We start from the raw sequence: 20,281 nt of genomic DNA, 5'->3' as shown, positions 1-20,281 counted from the left end.
GCGCGATGCTATTCCTCCGGCGTGACATCCGTGAGTCGTAGCGCCTGCGCCCTCCTCGATGGTAGGAACGTGGCGTGGGGGACACGGAACTCGCCGCGACGCAGCGGCAGAAGCGACTCGCGCTCGGCGCGCTCATCGCGACCTGCGTCACCGCCCTGGTCGTGAACGCGAACACGTCGGCCGTCTCGATCCTGATCCCGGCCATCTCGGAGGACACGGGCACGTCGACCTCGACGCTCCAGTGGGCGGTCACCGGGTACTCGCTGGTCGGCGCCGCGGTCATCGTCACGTCGGGCTCGCTCGGCGACGTCTTCGGCCGCCGGAAGATCTTCCTCTGGGGCATCGTGCTGTTCGTGGCATCCTGCGTGCTCATCGCGCTCGCGCAGGACGGCATCACCGTCATCGTCGGCCGGTGCATCCAGGGCGCCGCGGGCGCGACGATCCTCGCGTGCGGCATGAGCCTGCTCTCCGCGGCGAACACCGGGAAGGCGCAGTTGCGCGCGGTGACCCTGTGGGGCGCGGCCTCGGCGATCGGCGCGGCCGCGGGCCCGCTCATCGGCGGCCTGCTGGCGTCGACCATCGGCTGGCAGGGCCTGTTCTGGATCGACGCGGCCATCGCGGCCGCCTGCATCCCCGTGACGATCTTCGCGGTCGCCGAGTCGAACGACCCGACCCGCCCGAAGTCGATCGACCTCGCCGGCACCGTGCTCATCGCGGCCGTGCTCGCCCCGCTCATCTTCGCCCTCACGAACGGCGGCGAGTGGGGCTGGGGGTCCTGGCAGACCCTCGGATGCTTCGCCATCACGATCGCCTCCGCGATCGGCTTCGTGCTCGTGGAGCGCCGCGTCACGGCGCCGCTGCTCGACCTGGCGTTGCTGCGGAACAAGGTGCTCGTCGGCGCGACGCTGTCGATCCTGCTCGGCTCGGGCACGATCAACGCGATCATGTACGTGGTCAGCCTCTACTTCCAGGACCCGGTCGCCCTCGGCATGGACTCCTTCCAGGCCGGCCTCGCCACCCTCCCGGTCGCCGCCGCGGCCGTGGTGCTCGCCCCGCTCATCACCCCCATCGTCGGGAAGATCGGCGCACGCACCACGATCGTGGTCGGGTTCGTCGTCATGACCGTGTCGTTCGGCGCGCTCGCCTTCGTGCACGCGTCGTGGACGTACGCGCTGTTCGTGCTGCCGCTCGTTGGCGTCGCCGTCGGGATGAGCCTGCAGAACGGACCGTGCTCGTCGCTGTCGACGTCGAGCGTCGAGCCGCGCGAGGTGGGGGCCGCGTCGGGCGTGTCGAACATGGCCCGGTACGTCGGCGCCGCGGTGATGACCGCGATCATCGCGTCGGTCTACTCGAACGTCGACGCCCGCCAGGTCGCCGGCGGGGCATCCGACGCCGACGCCCTCGCCGCCGCGTTCTCGTGGTCGGCGGTCTCGATGGGCATCTGGTGCGCGCTCGGGATCCTCCTCGCGCTGTTCGTCGCCCGGGGCGTGAAGCCGCGCGCGACCGAGTTCGAGGTCGCGTCGGCCGCGGCGTCGACGGCGCACACGCTCACGCCGCCGCAGGCGGTGCTCGAGGAGCAGGCCGCGCGCTGACGGCCGGTCAGCGGCTCACTCGGGCTGCAGCGGCGGATGCAGCGCGCCGCGGTGGATCTCGACGACCCTCGCGAAGCCGGGCGAATCGGGGTCGTCGACGATCGGCCGGTCGGCCATGAACAGCCGGATGAGGTGCGCGAGCTCGCCCGAGTGGCTGTAGTTGATCGCGTGCGCCGCGCCCTCGATACGCACGACCAGCACGTGGTTCTCGGTGGCGGCGGCGACCTCCTGCACGCGCGCCGCGCCGGGCATCAACGGGTCGCGATCGCCGAGCACGACGAGCAGCGGCAGGCGCAGCTCGAGCAGGCGCTCGAGCGACGGGTACTTCGTCAGCGACCGGAACATCCGCATCGTGCTCGGCACGCCGAACCGCAGGTAGTCGGGCGTGACGACGCCCATCAGCTTGAACGGCTCGCGCCCGCCGTCGCGGCTGATCTGCGCCGCCGCCCGCCGGAACGGCTGGTTGTAGATACCGCCCGCCGGCGAGACCAGCACCGCCCGGTCGATCCGGTCGGGGTACAGGTGCGCGAACTCGCAGATCACCGGGCACCCCATCGAGTTGCCCACGAGCGTGGCGCGCTCGACACCGCGGTCGTCGAGGAAGCGCGCGGCGGCGTGCGCGAGATCGGGCACGTCGAGCAGGTTCGCCGCCTTCGAGCTGCGACCGAAGCCGGGAAGGTCGGGCACCAGGGTGTGGAACTCGTCGGCGAGCCGCTCGGCCGTGGGCAGCAGGTACCGGCCGGAGAGGCCGAACCCGTGCACGTGCAGCATCACGGGTGCGTCGGGCGGGCTCTCGGACTCGCGGTAGAAGACGCGGGCGCCGTCGATCGTCGTCCACCGTTCGGCGAGGCGCGTGCCCGGGCGAGGTGCGCGCCGCGTTCGTCGTGCCGGCTTCGTCGACCCCATCTGATCCCCCGATCCTCCTCCGATCGTCCCGCCTCGACGGGGGCAGCGCAACGGGCCGGTCAGGCTTCGCCGGTCGCGCGGGCCGCCGCCGCCCGTTGCGCCTCGGCGCCGAGCCAGTCGAGCACGGCCGGCCAGTGCGTCTCGCGGTGCGCCCGCCGGAAGAACCCGAGGTGCCCGATCGCCTCGCCCGGGGCGGGTGCGACGGTCAGCCGCTCGACCGGCGCGCCCGAGAGGTGGTCGGCGAACCGCGACACCGCGTCGGGCGTCGACCACGGGTCGTCGGCGATGCCCACGACGAGCGTCGGCGTCGCCAGGCGGCGCGCCCTGGCGTCGGCGTCCATCGTGGGGTCGTCGAAGAAGTAGCGGCGCCGCCTGGTCCAGTCGCGCCACTCCCGCACCACTCCCACCGGCAGGTCCTCGCCGAGGGCGAGCCGGCGGCCGGGCACGTAGCCGAGCACGGCGCCCGCGACCGGCGCCACGACGTTCAGCAGGGTCCACACCCGCGCGCGTTCGGCGGGATCGGGGATGTCGCGGTTCGCCGCGATGTGGGAGGCGATGATCACCGCGCCGTCGAGGCCCGGCGCCTCGGTGCCGTCCGGGCGCGCACCGCCCAGCGCGATCACGTGCCCGCCCACGCTGTGCCCCAGCGCCAGCAGCGGGACATCCGGATGCCTCGCCCGCAGCCAGGCCGTCGCGGCCGGGCCGTCCAGGTCGATCCAATCGCGCATCCGCAGGTGCCGGTCGTCGCGCAGGTCGGGTGCGGCGGATGCCCCGGTGCCCCGGTAGTCGTACCGGAGCACCGCGAAGCCGCGCTCGGCGAGGGCTTCGGCGAACGGCGCGTAGATGCGGATGGGCACGGCGGTCGCGGCGTGCACGACGATCGCGCCGATCGGGCGTTCGTCGGGCACGAGCTCGACGCCGCGGAGGATCCGGCCGTCGGCCGCCGCGAACTCGACCTCGGTCGTGCGCATCCCTGCTCCTCGCCGTCGGACCCCTCGCGGCTCGACCGTGCCACCGTACCCCGCCGATGCCGACGCGACGCCCGCGGTATCGGGCTCCTCGATGGAGGGCCGGTGCGTTCTCCGAGAGGACCGAGGTCGGGTGTCGGCGCCTCTGGATTTTGTTTACCGACACACTGTCGGTAACATGTGGATATGCACTCAGAACGACTCCGCTGGCTCGGCCTCGCCGCGATCAGCGTCGCCGTGTCGTTGATCATCGTGGACTCCACGATCGTCAACGTGGCGATGCCGTCGATCGTCGACGACCTGAGCATCACCTCCACCCAGGCGCAATGGGTCCAAGAGGCGTACACCCTCGTGTTCGCCGCGCTGCTGATCCCCTTCGGCACGCTCGGCGACCGATGGGGGCGACGGCGCCTGCTGGTGCTCGGGGTGCTCGTGTTCACGCTCGCGTCGATCGCCGCCGGCCTTGCCGCGACCGGGTCGCTCCTGATCGCCGCGCGCGTCGCGCAGGGCATCGGCGGCGCGATGGTGCTGCCGGCGACCATGTCGATCATCAACGCGACGTTCCGTGGCAAGGAGCGTGCGATCGCCTTCGCCGTCTGGGGCTCGGTCATCGGCGGCATGGCGGCCGTGGGTCCGCTCCTCGGCGGCTGGCTGATCACGGATGCCTCGTGGCGATGGGCGTTCGGCATCAACGTGCCCTTCGGCATCGCCGTGATCGTCGCCGCGCTTGTCGCGATCCGCGAGTCCAAGAGCCCCTCGACCGGACCGTTCGACCTGCTCGGCTCCGCCCTGGTCGTGTCGAGCGCGGGAAGCCTCGTGTTCGCCCTCATCGAGGGGCGCACCTTCGGATGGTGGTCGACGAATCACGCGCCGACCATCGCCGGGTGGACCTGGCCCTTCTCGATCTCCGTCACCCCGTTCCTGTTCCTGATCGCGGCGATCAGCATCACCGTGTTCATCGCGTACGAGCGGCACCGCGCCCGGACGCACCGTTCGACGCTCCTGCCGATCGAGCTGTTCTCGATCCGGACGTTCACGTCGGGCAACATCGTCGCCGCCCTGGTGAGCCTCGGCGAGCTGGGCATCCTCTTCGTCCTGCCGCTCTGGGTGCAGAACGTCCTCGGCTACACGGCGCTGCAGACGGGCTTCGTGCTCGTGGCCCTCGCCGTCGGCTCGTTCCTGGCCACCGGCATGGTCGGCGGACTGCGCGGCCGGATCTCCGCGGTCGGGATGCTGCGATTCGGCGTCGCCCTCGAACTCGTCGGCGTCCTGTCGATCGGCCTACTGCTCGATGCCCAGCTGGGCTGGGCTGCCCTCGCCGGAGTGCTGTTCGTCTACGGACTCGGACTCGGGCTGGCGAGCTCCCAGGTGACCAACGTCGTGCTGCGAGACGTCCCCGTCGAGCGGAGCGGTCAAGCCGCCGGCACCCAGAGCACGGCACGGCAGGTCGGATCCGCGCTGGGCATCGCCATCCTCGGGACGGTCCTCTTCGGCGTCCTGTCGATCGATCTCGGGGATCGACTCGACGATGCCGGGCTCGACGCAGCACACTCGGCGACGGCAGTGGCGACGGTCGTCGACAGTGCGGGCGCCGCGATCCCCGCCCTCGAAGCCGACCCCGACACGAGCGCCATCGGAGATGCCGCGGCGGAGAGCTTCACCACGGCCACCTCGGCGGCCGCCTACACCGCGGCCGGATTCCTCGGCGTCGCACTGCTGGCATCCGTCGGCCTGCGCGAACCCAACCGGACCTCCCCTGAACCCACGACGAAAGAAGCGATCCCCTCATGACCGACGAACCGCAAGCCCTCCCCGCACGCAGGGATGCACTGAGCTGGATCGGGTTCGCGGTCGCGGTGGGCGGCGTGCTCGTCAGCGCCTGGGCGATGGCGACCGCCTGGGAGGCCATCGTCCACGGGAACCCGGCCTACGCGATCCTCCTGGCAGCCACGCTCGTGCTCTCGATCGCAGGCATCTGGTGGACGCTCCGCCGCCGTGTGCACCGCGGCGGATGGCGAACGGCCGGGCGCATCGTGCTGGTGGTGCTCGCCGCGGGATGGCTCGCGCTCACCGCGTGGCTCCGGCCGTACGACGCCGTCGAACCCGCCCTCGCCGCGATGCAGTCCGACGCCGCCGTGACGGTGTCGGAGACCGCGACCGAGATCGTGCTCCAGCCGCGCTCCGACGCTTCCTCGGTCGGCGTGATGTTCCAGCCGGGCGCCCTGGTCGACGCACGCGCCTACGCGGCCGTGCTCCGGCCGCTCGCCGAAGACGGCCATACGGTCGTCATCGCGAAGCAGCCCTTCGGGATCGCGTTCTTCGCCATCGGCGCACTCGACAGCGCCCGCGACCAGCATCCGGAGATCGATCGCTGGGTCGTCGGCGGCCACTCGCTCGGCGGCACCGTCGCCGCGATGGAAGCCACCGCCGACGCAGCCGACGGAACGGCGCCGGTCGCCGGGCTCATGCTCTACGCGTCCTACCCCGCGAACGACATCAGCTCGACGCTGGATGCCGCCGTCGAGTCGATCTCGGGCACCCGCGACGGCCTCGCGACCCCGGAGAAGATCGACGCCTCCCGCGACGACCTCCCCGCCGACACCGAGTACACGGTGATCGAAGGCGCCTCGCATGCGCAATTCGGCGACTACGGCCCGCAGCCCGGTGACAACACCCCCACCATCAGCCACGACGACGCACGCACGCAGATCAGCACGGCATCCCGCGACTTCGTCGACCGACTCACGACCGAATAACCCCTCCCAACCACGAAAGAAGCTCATGCGCCGCATCTACCTCGCCGCCGCCGTCTACGTCGGCCTCGGTCTCGCCTCCGGACTCTTCTACCGCGACTTCACGAAGCTCAACGGCTTCCCCGAGACCGGGGTCACCCAGCTCAGCGGAGTGCACACGCACTTCCTCGCGCTCGGCGGACTCGTCATGCTGATCGTGCTCGGCCTCGAGAAGCTCTTCACGCTCAGCAGGAGCCGCACGTTCGATTGGTTCTTCTGGACCTACAACATCGCCCTCGTCATCGCCGGCGGCGCCATGATCTGGCACGGCGTGCTCGACGTCCTCGGCGTCGAATCCGGCCCCATGGTCGCGGGAATCGCCGGCATCGGACACATCCTCATCACCGCCGCATTCGTCCTGCTCCTCGTGAGCCTCGGCCGCGCCATCCGGCGTGACGAGCGGGCGGTCGCTCCGGCGGCGGAGCCGGCGACGATCGCCGGCTGAACGACGAGGGCCGGTCCCGGTTTCCCCACGGGAACCGGGACTGACCCGCCGATAATGGGACCATGCCTCGGATCTCCGCCCCCACCGTCGCCGAGCACCGCGCTGCGCAACGGACGCAACTGCTGAGCGCCGCAGAGGCACTCATCCGCGACCAGGGCATCGACGCCGTGAACCCGCGAACCGTCGGCGAACAGGCGGGTCTGGCGCGATCGAGCGTCTACGAGTACTTCGGGTCGCGTGACGACATCCTCGTGGCCGTGGCCATCGAGGCCATCGACCGATGGAACGCCGAGATCGAGAGTTCGCTGGCGGGCCTCGCCGGAACCGAACGCTTGGAGCGATTCGTCCACGAAACGATGCAGATGGCGGCAGACGGACACCACGACCTCGCGACCAGGCTGGGTCAGGCGCAACTCTCGCCGACGAAGGTCGACGACATCAGGCGGCTGCACGCCACGCTGCTCCACCCCATCGAGCTCGCCTTCTCCGACCTCGGCGTGGACGACCCGATGGTCGACGTGATGTTGACCCAAGGGCTCCTCAATGCCGGTGTGCAACTCGTCGACCACGGCGCCGACCCCGCCGACGTCGCCGAGCGGATCATCCGAATGCTCGAGACCGCGGTGGGCGGAACATCGCAGTAGGGCGATCCGAGCGACGTGGCCCCGAACAGCACTCGCCGTCACGCCCGACGTCGCCGGATGGCCGTGAACGCCACGGCCGAGCCGCCTACCAGCAGCAGCAGAAACGCGCCGAAGCCGGCTCGCCGAAGCGCCTCCCCGTCGACGCCGGTGACGGCCGGGACCGAGTCGAACCGGTTGTCGACGGTGATCGTCACGATCTCCGACTCCTCCGAGCCGACGACGACCGGCGTCGCCTCCGTGGCGCTGAAGGTGACCGCGGCGGCCCCGTTCAGGTCGGGCTCGGCGGCCCAGCACTCGGCGCCGACCGGCAATTGGTCGAGCACCACCGTCTGGCCGCCGGCGACCGTCACCGGTTCGTGGTCGAGCGCGACGTAGGGCGCGTTGCCCGCTCCGCGGTCGAGCGTGCAGGTGACCTCGACGGTGAACGTCTTCCCGGCCGCCGCCTCCGTAGCGCCGCTGATCGTCTTCTCGACGGCGAGCTGCCCGTACTCGAACGTGTTCGTGAACGTCACGAGCAGGATCTGCGCGAGCGGGTCGGCGCCGACGACGATCGCGTCGTCGTACGAGTCGTGCTCGATCGTGGTGGCGGTGGCCCCGCCCGCATCGGGTTCCGACCCGAAGCAGTGGGTGCCGATCGGCAGGCGGACGACGTCGCCGTCGGCGTCGCGCATGGGCTCGATGTCGCCGGCCATGACCTCGATCGTGTCGTCGAACAGCGTGGTGCGCACGCCGTTCACGTCGAGTTGGCAGGTGACCCGGAGCGTGAACACCGCATCCTCGACCCAGGGCGCGTCGGCGGCCGACCCGTCGACCTCCTTCGCGACGCCGAGGAGCCCGAGCGAGAAGCGGTTGACGAACCCGGCCGTCACGACCGACTCGACGCCGTCCGTCTCCTGGTCGGGGATGATGACCGTCACCGGATCGGACGTGAAGTCCGCGCCGCCGTCGTCGACCTCGGTGACGAGGCACTCGGCGCCGACCGGGAGCCCGGTGATCGTCTCGCTCATGAACGGGCCGGCGGAGTCCTCCTCGCCGACCACGACCAGCACGACGTTCTCCACCGTCTCGCCCTCGTACGTGCAGAACACGCGGAACGCGAACGGACCCGTCGAGAACTCCGGCACGCCGGGGCCGCGGACCTCCTTCAGGACGTTGAGCGCCCCGGTGCGGAACTCGTTGTCGACCGTGATCCCGATCGGCCCGGACTCCTCGTCGCCGATGACGACCGGGTTCGGGGCGGCCGACCAGTCGGTCGCCCCGCCGAGGTCGGTCTCGTCGACGCTGCAGGATGCCGCGGTCGGCAGGTTCGGGATCGTGACGACGTTGCCCGGGGCATCCGTCGTCAGGGTGACCGTCGCGTCGTACACGGTGTCGGGGTCGGCCGCCTCGAGGGTGCACACGACGTGCACCTGGTAGTCGCCGAACTCGCCCGCCCAGGTGTCGGCGCCGGTGCCGCTGACCGCCTTGGTGAGCTGGAGCGAGCCGACCGTGAACGGGTTGTCGACGCCGAGCGCGTTCACGTGGATGCCGTCGCCATCGGGCAGGAGCGTGAACTCCGCGCTCGTGGTCGTGCCGAGGTCCGTCTCGGTGCCGCCCTGGGTGAGGATCATGCCCGTGCCCGAGGCGCCGCCCGTGTCGGTCTCGGTGACGGTGCACTCGGCGCCGGCGGGCAGGGTGTCGTACGTCGCCGTCTGGCCGTCGGAGAGCTGGAACGTCACGTCGAGCACGGTCTCGCCCTCGAACGTGCAGACCGCCGTGAACGTGAACACCGTGTCGTAGGCGATCGGGACGCCGTCCTGGTCGACCGCGCCGCCGTCGTCGACCGTCTTCGTCACGGTGAAGCCGGCGTCGGGGTAGTCGTTCGTCACGGTGATCGTGAGGTCGTCGCCCTCGCCGACGGTCACGGGGTCGTCCTCGGTCGCGCTGATGACCACCGACGTGGCGCCCTGCTGGTCGGGCTCCTCCGCCCAGCACTCGGACCCGAACGGGATGTCCGTCAGCGTGACGGACTCGCCGCCCTCCAGGTCGACCGGCTCCCGGTCGTAGACCACGATCGGCGGGTTGCCGTCGCCGCGATCGAACGTGCAGGTCACGAGGATCTCGAACGTGCGCCCCTCGCCCCACTCGGGGTTGCCGGAGAGGTCCTTCTCGACCGTGATCTGGCCGTAGTCGAACGTGTTCGTCGCCGTGATGGTGAGGGTCTCGGGCTCGTCGCCGTCGTTCGGCTCGACGATGACGGCGTTGCCGAACGAGTCGAAGTCGACCGAGGCATCCGTGGCCCCGCCGTCGTCGACCTCGTCACCCCAGCAGTGCGTGCCGAGCGGCAGCAGCAGCGGGTCGCCCGTCGCCGGGTCGGTGATCGTCGTCGTCGTGCCGCCCGTGACCTCGACGTCGCTGTCGAACAGCGGCGCGCCGCCGTCGGTGAGCGAGCAGGTCACGTGGATCACGTACGTCGCGTTCGCGATCTCGAGGATCTCGGATGCCTCGCCGGTGACCTCCTTCGCGACGGCGATGGACGCCGCGGTGAAGCGGTTCTCGACGGGGGCGGTCTCGATCGTCTCGACCCCGGCCGTCGCCTGGTCGGGGATCGTGATGACGACCGGTGGCGGCGTGACGTCGCCGCCGCCGTTGCCGGTCTCGGTGATCGTGCACTCGCTGCCGACCGGGAGGCCGGTGACGGTCGCCGAGGTCAGCGGGCCGGCGGTGCCGTCGCCCGTGATCGTCAACTCGCCCTCGCCGACGGTGTCGCCCTCGTACGTGCAGGTGTAGTCGAACGTGAACGCGACGTCCTCGCTGTACTCCAGGCCGGAGCCGGCGATCGTCTTCTCGACCACGAACCCGCCGGTGCGGAAGTCGTTCGTCACCGTGATCGTGATGGGATCGCCGGCCGCGCCCTCGACGCCGACGGTGACGGAGGCCGGCGCGATCGTCGGGTCGCCCGTCGCCCCGCCGTCGTCGGGCTCGGTCACGACGCACTCGGCGCCGGTCGGCAGGTCGTCGACGGTCACGGCGCCGTTCGCGGGAACGACCAGGTCGTCCTCCCACACCGGGTTCGTCGTCGCCTGGTCCCACGTGCACACCAGGTGCACCGTGAACTCGTCGGGTGCCCACGCGTCGGCGCCGGTGCCGGTCACGTCCTTCTCGATCACCAGCGACCCGACCGTGTACGTGTTCGTCACGGCGAGCACCGTCAGGTGCGTGCCGTCCTCCTCGTCGGGCAGGATCGTGAACTCGGCGGAGTCGGTCGCGCCGAGCTCGGTCGCGACGCCGTCCTCGGTGATCACCATCGCCGTGTCGGTGGCGCCGGCGGCGTCGGTCTCCGTGACGGTGCAGTCGGCACCGACCGGTAGGCCGGCGAAGTCCCTCGTGTCGCCGTCCTGCAGCGTGAACGTGCGATCCGCCTCCGGGATCACCTCGATGCCGAGCCAGATGCAGCTCGCGGTGAAGGTGAACGTCGGGTCGTACGCGATCGCGTTGCCGTCCTGGTCGAGCGCGCCGCCGTCGATGACGTCCTTCGCGACCTCGAAGCCGCCGATCGTGTACTCGTTCTCGACGGTGACCGTCGCGTCCTCGATGGGCTCGGGCGTGTACGGGTGGTGCACCGCCGTGCCGTCGAACTCGCGGTACGCGGTGACCGCTCCGGAGCGCCCGTCGGCGCCCGGCGGGTCGTAGCTCACCGACGAGCCCTGCGCGAACTCCTCGGCGACCGTGCAGGTCGAGAAGAGCGGCAGGGTGGTGCCGGTCCCGAAGATCACCGGGGTGCCGTCGGCGGGCACCTCGACCGGGTTCGGCGACGCTCCTGCGCCGTCGACCAGCACGACCTCCTCGCCGCCCGACTCGCACTGCACGTCGAACTCGTAGGAGTCGGGCAGCGGGTACGGCCAGCTGTCGGGCGCGACCTGGGACTTCGCGAGCGCGATCTCGCCGGTCGGGAAGGCGACGCCCGCACGCACCGGCTCGACCGGGCCCTGGTAGACCTCGTCGCCCTCGAACGTCGCGCGCGACCCGGCCGCGACGGTGTTCCACGCGATCGGGAGCCCGCCGTCGTAGGCGTCGGGGATCTGGTACGGCGTCTGCGTCTCGAAGGTGATGGAGCCGGATGCCCCCGGCGCGAGCTGGAAGTCGTCGGGGTAGTCGAGAACGACCTTGAGCGCCACCGCCGCAGCGAGCTCCTCGGGCGGCGTCGAGGCGGTGTACGGGATCCACTGCCGGGAGTTCACGTCGGCCGCGCAGGGATCGGTGTCGGGGATCGGCGCGGACAGGAGGCTGTACTGGATGTCGGCCGCGTTGCAGGCCTGGTTCGGCACCGTGGTCATGTAGTACGGGAAGAAGCCCGGTACCCCGGTGAGCGCGAGGTTGCCGAGGAAGATCGGCGACCACTGGGACCCGCGCGGGGAGCCGACCACCACGCCCGTGTCGCCGACGGCGGGCAGCACGTCGATGCCGCCGATCGCGTCGGCGGGCACGTTGCCCCGGTTCGTGAAGGTGAGGCGCCATTGCTCGATGCCGCCCGGCCGGGTGATCGGCACGCACTCGTTGACGTAGTAGCCGTCGCCGGCGTTCGGCTCCGCACAGGCAGACGCATCGCCTGCGGTGTTCAGCACACCGAGGTCGTCGAAGTTCGGGTCACCCGCGGCGACGTTCGGGTCGCCCGCTCCGACGCCCTTGACGGACTTCGTCAGCGAGATCGGCGCGGCCGGCTGCGGCGTGACCGTCGTATCGGCCGTGCAGTCCGGTGTGTTCACCATCGGCTCGCCCGACGGCACGTTGAGGTGGGTGTAGTCGCAGGTCTCGAAGTCGCGGTCGCTCGTCGCGGTGATCGTGTTCGACACCGGCGTTCCCGGTGCCAGCCCGTCGCGGAACTGCAGGTGCGCCTGGATGACGAGCACGTCGCCGGGCGCGAACACGAAGTCGTCGGGCACGGTGATCGTGACGACGCCGGTCGTCGTGTCGAGCGATCCGCTGAAGCCGTCGGTCGGCAGCGAGCCGCCGCCCGAATCGGTCAGGCTGAACTCGAACACGGGGTCGGCGCCCGGCACGGGCACCAAGTATGAACCCTGCGCGTCGGTCGCTACCGTGTCGGTCAGCTCGAGCCCGGTCATCTGCCACTCGCCGGTGTTCGTGATCGTCATCGAATACGGGATCTCGGCGGCCGGCGGGAACTGCTGCGCCGCCGCACCGTCCTGCCCGTTGCCCGGCGACTTCGTCACGCTGATCGAGTTGGGCCGATGCAGGAGCTGCGTGGTGTCCTGCGCGCTCGCGTCCGCCTCCCAGGTGACGCCGTCGGGGGTGTCCCACGAACCGGTGCCGTGGACGTCGACCTCGTCGGTCATCGTGCCCTGCACGGGCTCGCCCGGCGCGGCCTCGAGCCCGGGAAGGGTCGACGGCACGGGAACCGAGTCGATCTCGCCGTTCGGTCCGTAGTGCAGGTCCTCGAGCCGGTCGGCGAGGAACGCGAACGAGACGATCGGGTTGCGCGGCTGCTCCCAGTTCGACTCCGAGGCATCCTGCCGCACCTCGAAGCGGAGGCCGCGCACCGCGGCCGCGTCGACGCCGATCGGCAGCTCGGGGGTGACCGTTTGGTCGGCTCCGACCTCTTGCCAGAGGCCCACCACCCAGCACGCGGTCAGGTCGGCGCTGCCGCCGCAGGTCTGGGTCAGGTCGGAGCCCACGAGGGCGTAGTCGACGCCGACGAGCGCCGAGACGCGCACCTGGCCGATGTTCGCGGGCATCGTCCGTGCCGGGATCGACGCGAGCTCGAACGCGTTCCAGAAGGTCGGCTCGTCGTCGGTGATCGTCAGCACCGTGGTGCGGACGTTGCCGGTCGGCTGGCCGCCGATCGTGACGGTGTACCCGTCGGGCGACTCGTCCTCGTAGCGGGAGGCCGGCGAGATCGACTTGCCCGCGATGACGCCGTACGTGGCCGGCACGAACTGCAGGGTGTCGTCGTCGGTGCCGTGCGCCGCGTCGGTCGTGGTGCCGCCGGGACGGGAGCCGTCGACCGAGGCCACGTTCGTGACGAGGTCGCCCTGGGCGGGCCGGGTGGCCGGGTCGTCGCGCAGGAACTCCCGCAGTTGGTACGTCAGCACGATGCTCGTCTGCTCGGTCGTCAGGATCGCCACCCGGTCGGGGTCGCGGTGCAGCACGCTGACCCCGACGACGTCGGCCAGGTCGGCCGGGGTCAGGGCCTGCGCCTCGGCGATGGTGTGCTGGTCGGTGCCGCCGCCCTCGCGGGTCAGCGTCACGATCGACTCGGTCGCCTCCGCGGGCACGCTGATGGTCCCGATCGCGTAGAGGTTGAACGTGTTGTACGTGTCGGTCGCCGCCGTGGGCGGCGTCGCCGGGTCGGACACCACGAGCTCCGCGATGTTCGCCTCGGTCTCGTTCCGCGCCGTGATCGTCGCGGTCACCAGCGGGTAGTCGGCCTGCACCGCCGTCTCGGGCGGCACGGGCAGCGTGTCCTGGTCGAAGGTCTTCGTGACCGAGACGTTCACCGTCGTGTCGAGGATCGTGATGTCGTCGGCGTCGGCGCCGTCCACCGGGGCGGGGCCCTCGCCGTGGATGCCGACCGTGTTGGTCACGACCCCGTTCATGCCGGAGTTGTACGTCTCGTCGTGGAGGGTGCCGACCACCGGCCCGCCGTCGGAGCGCTTCTGCTGCCGGAGCTGGAACGTGAGGTCGAGGCCGCGCCCGTTCCCGGTCGACGAGGCGACGCCGCTGCCCGGGGCGGGACCGGTGCCCGCGCCGCGGTTCGAGCCTTCGACGTACGTGAGGCGGACCCCGAGCGTCGAGGCGCGCTGCGCCTCCGAGAGCTCGAACCGCGGGAACCCGCCGTCGCATGCGGTGCCCGTCGTGTCGGCCGCGCCGCAGGCGGCCGCCGTCACGTCGACCCACGCATCCGCGGTGTCGTCGTAGAGCTCGACCGAGGCGATGCGGTCGTAGACGATCATCGGATCGAGCGCCGCATCGATCGCCTCGATCGCGGCGAGGTCCCACGCGTCGTACGCGGATGCGGCGATGTTCGCGAAGTCGTCCCCGGCGGTCGGGTCGTCGGTGATCGCGACCGACTCGAACGGCACGCCCTGCGTCGACCAGTCGATCCGCGCCGTGCGCTGGTCGTCGGTGAACGCGAACACGTCCTCCTCGAGCCAGGTCTTGTCGACCAGGTCGACTCCCGGGCCGTCCGGCGGCCACGGGTTCACGTCGATGTCGTCGCCGTCGGTCGCGGTGTTGTCCTCGGGCGACGTGTCGTCGGGGTTCGTCACCTCGGAGCCGGCGGTGTTCGCGACGTTCAGCGGATCGGCGGCTTCGGCGGCATCGTGGACGCTGCCGGATCCGTCACGGAAGTCGGTTCGCGTGGCCACCTGGATCGTCGGCGTCACCTGGAACCCCGGCGGGAGGGTCTGCCCGGGCTTCGGCGTGTACACGAACCGGATGCCCTGCACGTCGTCCTGGAGGTCGGCGGGGACGGAGTAGTTCCAAGTGGTCTGCCCCTCGATGAGCTCCGCGCCGGGGAAGGTCACCCATTCGGTGCCGTCCCAGTACTGCACGGTGAGGTTCGCGTTCGCAGGCACGCCTGCCGAGAGCTGCTTGGCGTCGAAGGTGTTCCAGAACGGGGTGACCGGGTCTCCCGGCTGCGGATCCGCGGGATCGCTGATCACGAGGGAGTCGGCCCCGACCGTCGAGGCGTTCGCGCCCTGGTCGTTCACGTTCGCGAACAGGGTCACGTCGGTGGTGCTGCCCGGGATGTCCCACACCTCGTCCTGCACGATGTTCTTGACGACCGTGGTCGAGACGCGCGCCGGCTGTCGCGTGACGTCGGCGGCATCGGTGTCGTCGCCCTGCAGGCCGGTCGAGTCGGTCACCGTGGTCGTGGTCTGGTTGGTGCTCACGACGTCGAGCTGTCCGTCGACGGGGTTCGCGGTGACGTCGAACGGGAGCTCGGCGATGGCGTTCTGCTGGATCGGGCCGGTGAACGTGACCGAGAACCCGACGACCTCGGAGGCGTCACCCGTGGGCGCGGGGATCTCGTTCGGCGTCGCGCCGGTGAGCGTCTCGGTCGTGCCGTCGGCGTACGTGTAGGTCACGGAGACGGCGTCGGCGTTCGGCGGCCATTCGACGCCCGAGGTGAATCCGCCGAAGACGAGTCCCTGGTCGGCGAGGTTCGGCTGGCCGGGCGTCGGGTCCTCGATGGTCATCGAGGTCACGGGTCGCGGCCCGTTCGTGGACACGATCGTGGCCGTCGTGGTCGCCCCGCCGAGCAACGTCGGGTCGGCGAACGACTTCTCCGTGTCGACCGTCGGCCCGGTGTTGCTGATGACGACGGAGCCGTCGGCGGTCTTCGGGTCGTTCGACCGGTCGTCGACGACGACGTTCGACGAGGCGGTGTTGGGCACGGTCACGGACTGGTCGAGCGGGATGTCGAGGACGTCGTCGTTGGTCTCGCCGGAGATGCCGATCGCGGCTTCCTCGCCCGCGGGCGTCGGCGGCAGCTGGCCGGTCGACGACGAGAACGTGAACCGCAGCCCGTGCACGTCCTCGGGAGGGACATCCGGGATGTTCGTGAAGTCCGTCGGGATCGGGCCCGTCGGATAGGTCACGACCCAGTTGCCGTCCTCGTCGAGGTACTCGATCTGCACCTGGTCGGCCCCCGCCGGCGGCGTGATGGAGGTGATGCCGGTGAAGTCGAGGTAGCCGTCGAAGGGACTCGCGACCCCGTCGGCCGGGTCCTGCACGACGATCTCGTCGACCGAGCGGTTCGACGCGTTGCCGCCGCCGATGGCGTAGTCGACGGGCTGGCCCGGGAGGGCCGGGATGGTCTGCCCGTCGGCGACGTGGTCGTCGACGGACTTCGTCACCGTCGAGTCGAGCACCTCGGGGATGTCGAGCACGACGTCGGCGTCCGCGTCCTTCGGCAGGGCGTTGTCGGCCGCCGCGGTCGCCGTGTTCGTGACGGTCCCGTCGTAGTCGGCGCTCGCGTCCGGCGGGACCTGCACGAAGACCGTGATGCTCACCTGCTGCCCGGTGCGCAGGCCCGTGCCCGCGGTGCCCGACTCGTTGAACGCGACGTCGAAGTCGTCGTCGCCGACGGTCACCGTCGGCGGTGGCGTTCCGCCGCCCGACACCACGACCGGGTTCGGGACGGTCGGGTCGAATACGAGTGGGGCGGGCAGCGTGTCGGAGACGTGCGCGCCCACGCAGATGTCGACGATCGGGCTGTTGCAGGTCAGCGTGATGGTGTAGCTGAACTGGTCGCCGGGGGCGTACGACGGTTGCACGGGCGGCGCAACGGCCTTCGTGAACGTCGTGAACTCGGCGTCATCGGGAGCGGCGACGGCCGGCGCGCTGACGCCGGCGAGTCCCATGCCGAGGACGACGGCCGCGGTGGCGACGCCCGCCAGGACGCGATGGATGACCGACACGATTCCCCCGTTTCGTGTTGCGGTACCCCGGCTGCCCTGCACGGCGCACCTCACTCGACCCTAGCCGGGTGGTGCGCGAGGGGCTACGGAGGGAATCGCCGGATCAGGCGCGCCAGGCGCCGCTCGGCCCGAGCAGCACGCGCCACAGCCAGTCGGCGGCGACGTCGACGGGCGGCAGCGGGTCGCGTTCGAGCCAGGCGCCGATCACCCCGAGGGCCGAGCCGGTGATGCCGGCGGCGACCACGTCGATGGGCAGCCCGGCGTAGGTGCCGCCGCCCGCCTGCGTGATGCCCTCGCGGACGAGCACGTCGATGCGGGCGCGCACCCGGGCGGCGACGACGGCCGATCCGCGGTCGCCGAGCACGCGCCGGTAGACCTCGGCGTTGGCGGCGATCTCGGAGAGGTAGACGGTGAGGGCGTGCGGCGGACCCTCGATGGGCTGCTCGAACTCGGCGAGGTCGCCGAGTTCGGCCTCGGCGGCGTCGACGGCGCCGTCGAGCGCGTCGGCGAGCAGGGTCTCCTTGTCGGCGTAGTGCTGGTAGAAGCTGCTGCGGTGCACGTCGGCGTGCTCGGTGATGTCGCCGACCGTGATGTCGTCGAGCGGGCGCTCGCGGGCGAGTTCGAGCAGCGCGCCCTGGAGGGCGCGTCGCGTGCGCTCGACTCGGGTGTCCATAGGGCGATTCTGCCAGTGCGGCAGCGGATGCCTCGGGCCGAACGTCCGCCGGGGTCGAAGATTCCGACAATTGTCGGATAGCATGGGGCCTGCTCAACGGTGCGCGCCTCCCGTCCTGTCCGAAAGGCCCCGCCATGGCTGAACTCCTCTATCGACTCGGTCGCTTCTCCGCGCGTCGCGCGTGGACCGTCATCATCGGATGGCTCGTCATCCTCGGCCTCGCCGTCGGCGGGTTCCTCGCGTTCGGCGGAACCCTGGCCAGCAGCTTCACCATCCCCGGCACCGAGACCTCGCGCGTGACCGACCAGCTCGAGGACGAGATCGAGGGCATCGGCGGCGCCGCCGGAACCGTCGTCTTCCAGACCGAGGACGGCGAGCCCTTCACCGAGGCGCAGCAGTCGGAGATCGCCGACCTGCTCGCCGAAGCCGAGGACATCGACGGCGTCGCGGGCGTCGTCGACCCGTTCACCACCGCGGCCGACCGCGACGACCAGGCCCAGCAGCTCGCCGACGGCCAGCAGCAGCTCGCCGACGGACAGGCGCAGCTCGACGCCGGCCAGCAGCAGCTCGACGCCAACCAGGCGCAGATCGACCAGCAGCAGGCGCAGCTCGACGCCGGCCGCGACCAGCACGCCGCAGGGCAGCAGCAGCTCGACCAGGCCATCGAGCAGGCCAAGGCCGCCGGGGCGTACGACCAGGCCGCCGACCAGTTCGAGGCCCAGCAGGCGCAGCTCGATGCATCCGCCGCGCAGCTCGACGCGGGGCAGGCGCAGCTCGACGCCGGCCAGCAGCAGCTCGACGACGCGCAGGCCGAGATCGACGCGAACCAGGCCGAGATCGACGCGAATGCCGCGCAGCTCGACGCCGGCCAGCGGCTCCTCGACGCGAGCGCCGAGATCCAGACGGTCTCCGACGACGGCGCCACCGCGATCGGCGTGATCCAGTTCGAGGACTCGGTGTTCGCCCTCTCGGCCGAGACCAAGTCGGCCGCCGCCGACGTGCTCGACGGGGCCGACATCGACGGCGTGACCGTCGACTACTCCGCGGAGATCGCCACCTCGACCGAGGGCCTCATCGGCGTCGGCGAGATCGTCGGCGTGCTCGTCGCCGCGATCGTGCTCATCGTCATGCTCCGCGCGCTGCTGCCCGCACTGCTCCCGCTGGTCTCGGCGCTCATCGGCGTCGGCGTCGGCGTGGCCGGGTCGCTCGCCTTCTCGGGCGTCGTCGACATGTCGTCGGTCACCCCCGTGCTCGGCGTGATGCTCGGCCTCGCGGTCGGCATCGACTACACGCTCTTCATCATCAACCGGCACCGACGGCAGCTGCTCGTCGGCGTCGACCTGCACGAGTCCATCGGCCTCGCGAACGGCACCTCGGGCAACGCGGTCGTGTTCGCCGGCTCGACCGTGCTCGTCGCCCTGCTCGCGCTGAACATCACCGGCATCCCCTTCCTCGGGGTCATGGGCACGGTGGGTGCGGCCTGCGTGCTCATCGCGGTGCTCATCGCCGTCACCCTCACCCCGGCGATGCTCGGCCTCCTGAAGCTGCGCGTGCTCGGCAAGCGCGCCCGCGCCCAGATCGGGCACGAGGCGCACGCCGCGGCCCCGATCAAGCCGATGCGCACCTCGACCGCGCTGCTCACGCTCGTGGCGACGATCGTCGGGCTCCTCATCATCGCGATCCCAGCGCTCTCGATGCGCCTCGGCCTGCCCGCGGCATCCTCGGAGGCGACCGACACCACGCAGTACCAGACCTACACGACCATCGGCGAGGAGTTCGGCGAAGGCCAGAACGGCCCGCTCCTCGTCGTCGCCGAACTCCCCGAGGCGGTCGCCGAGGACGACCAGGTGCCCGTGCAGGCCGACCTCGCCGACTGGCTCATGGCGCAGCCGGACGTGGTGGCGGTCGCCCCGGTCGGAGTCAGCGAGGACGGCGACTTCATGGCCTTCCAGGTCGTCCCGGAGGAGGGCCCGACGAGCGAGTCGACCGAAGCCCTCGTGCACGAGTTGCGCGACGCGTCGCCCATCGCGATCGACTCGGTCGACGGCGAGATCGCGCTCGGCGTCGCCGGCACGGCCAGCGGCAACATCGACATCTCGCAGAAGCTGTCGGACGCGCTGCCGATCTACCTGCTCGTCGTGATCGGCCTGTCGCTGCTGATCATGATCGTCGTGTTCCGGTCGCTCGTCGTGCCGATCGTCGCGACCGGCGGGTTCGTGCTCAGCCTGTTCGCCGCGTTCGGCGCGATGGTCGCGGTCTACCAGTGGGGATGGCTCGGCCCGGTGTTCGGCGTGCACGACCCCGGACCCCTGCTGAACTTCGCTCCGGTCATCATCACCGGCGTGCTGTTCGGCCTCGCGATGGACTACCAGCTGTTCCTCGTGTCGGGCATGCGCGAGGCGTACGTGCACGGGCTGTCGGCTCGCCACGCGGTGATCGCCGGCCTGCGCAACGGCCGCGCGGTCGTGACGGCCGCGGCGCTCATCATGGTGTCGGTGTTCGGCGGCTTCGTGTTCTCGCACCTGGGCATGGTGCGTCCGCTCGGCTTCGGCCTCGCCATCGGCGTGCTGTTCGACGCGTTCGTCGTGCGGATGCTGCTCATGCCCGCCGTCATGCACCTCGTCGGTCGGGGCGCCTGGTGGCTGCCGAAGTGGCTCGACCGGATCATCCCGAACGTCGATGTCGAGGGTGCCGCGCTCGAGCGCACGCACCACGTGCACGGCGTGGCGCACGACGAGGAGTCGCCGGAGGCGCCGGAGTCGCCGGACGAGTCGCCCGAGCGCGAGCCCGCGCCGACGCCGGTGCGCTGACCTCGGCCGACCTCACCGGATGAGGAGAA

General features: G+C 71.1%; 10 protein-coding genes. 6 read left to right on the top strand and 4 right to left on the bottom strand.

The features are described from left to right. Positions 1-74: 74 nt before the first annotated feature. On the top strand, positions 75-1,592 hold the full coding sequence (locus ACGGZK_RS03520) for an MFS transporter (protein WP_395244887.1): 1,518 nt from the start codon (positions 75-77) through the stop codon (positions 1,590-1,592). A 15-nt stretch (positions 1,593-1,607) separates the two neighbouring features. Here the strand turns inward: ACGGZK_RS03520 and ACGGZK_RS03515 are convergent, their stop codons facing one another. Together ACGGZK_RS03515 and ACGGZK_RS03510 are read right to left on the bottom strand one after the other, a co-directional pair. Next, the gene (locus ACGGZK_RS03515) at positions 1,608-2,498 is read right to left on the bottom strand and encodes an alpha/beta fold hydrolase (protein WP_395244886.1); all 891 of its coding nucleotides are present in this window, start codon (positions 2,496-2,498) and stop codon (positions 1,608-1,610) included. Positions 2,499-2,557: 59 nt separating this feature from the next. Beyond that, positions 2,558-3,469 (bottom strand): alpha/beta fold hydrolase, encoded by a 912-nt coding sequence (locus tag ACGGZK_RS03510; RefSeq protein WP_395244885.1) that lies wholly within the window; start codon positions 3,467-3,469, stop codon positions 2,558-2,560. Positions 3,470-3,652: 183 nt separating this feature from the next. Between ACGGZK_RS03510 and ACGGZK_RS03505 the strand changes: the two genes are divergently transcribed. From ACGGZK_RS03505 to ACGGZK_RS03490, 4 genes are all read left to right on the top strand, one after another. Next, positions 3,653-5,257 (top strand): MFS transporter, encoded by a 1,605-nt coding sequence (locus tag ACGGZK_RS03505; protein WP_395244884.1) that lies wholly within the window; start codon positions 3,653-3,655, stop codon positions 5,255-5,257. After that, complete coding sequence (locus ACGGZK_RS03500; RefSeq protein ID WP_395244883.1) at positions 5,254-6,222, top strand: alpha/beta hydrolase; 969 nt, start codon at positions 5,254-5,256, stop codon at positions 6,220-6,222. The genes ACGGZK_RS03505 and ACGGZK_RS03500 overlap by 4 nt, the downstream gene beginning before the upstream one ends. A gap of 25 nt (positions 6,223-6,247) precedes the next feature. Beyond that, positions 6,248-6,703, top strand: coding sequence for a DUF2871 domain-containing protein (locus ACGGZK_RS03495; protein ID WP_395244882.1), 456 nt, complete (start codon positions 6,248-6,250; stop codon positions 6,701-6,703). Between the two features lie 62 nt (positions 6,704-6,765). Continuing rightward, entirely contained in the window at positions 6,766-7,347 is a 582-nt protein-coding gene (locus tag ACGGZK_RS03490; RefSeq protein ID WP_395244881.1) for a TetR/AcrR family transcriptional regulator, read from the top strand. A 38-nt stretch (positions 7,348-7,385) separates the two neighbouring features. Here ACGGZK_RS03490 and ACGGZK_RS03485 read toward each other — a convergent pair whose 3' ends face one another. Together ACGGZK_RS03485 and ACGGZK_RS03480 are read right to left on the bottom strand one after the other, a co-directional pair. Then, entirely contained in the window at positions 7,386-16,769 is a 9,384-nt protein-coding gene (locus ACGGZK_RS03485; protein WP_395244880.1) for a DUF5979 domain-containing protein, read from the bottom strand. 103 nt (positions 16,770-16,872) lie between these two features. Further along, complete coding sequence (locus ACGGZK_RS03480) at positions 16,873-17,442, bottom strand: TetR/AcrR family transcriptional regulator (protein WP_395244879.1); 570 nt, start codon at positions 17,440-17,442, stop codon at positions 16,873-16,875. A gap of 134 nt (positions 17,443-17,576) precedes the next feature. Between ACGGZK_RS03480 and ACGGZK_RS03475 the strand changes: the two genes are divergently transcribed. Further along, positions 17,577-20,252, top strand: coding sequence for an MMPL family transporter (locus tag ACGGZK_RS03475; protein ID WP_395244878.1), 2,676 nt, complete (start codon positions 17,577-17,579; stop codon positions 20,250-20,252). The last annotated feature ends 29 nt before the right edge of the window (positions 20,253-20,281 follow it).

Source organism: Agromyces sp. MMS24-K17 (assembly GCF_043950245.1).
Taxonomy (GTDB): domain Bacteria; phylum Actinomycetota; class Actinomycetes; order Actinomycetales; family Microbacteriaceae; genus Agromyces.
The sequence above is the reverse complement of the archived record's forward strand: the minus strand, read 5'-3'. Positions and strand labels throughout refer to the sequence as shown.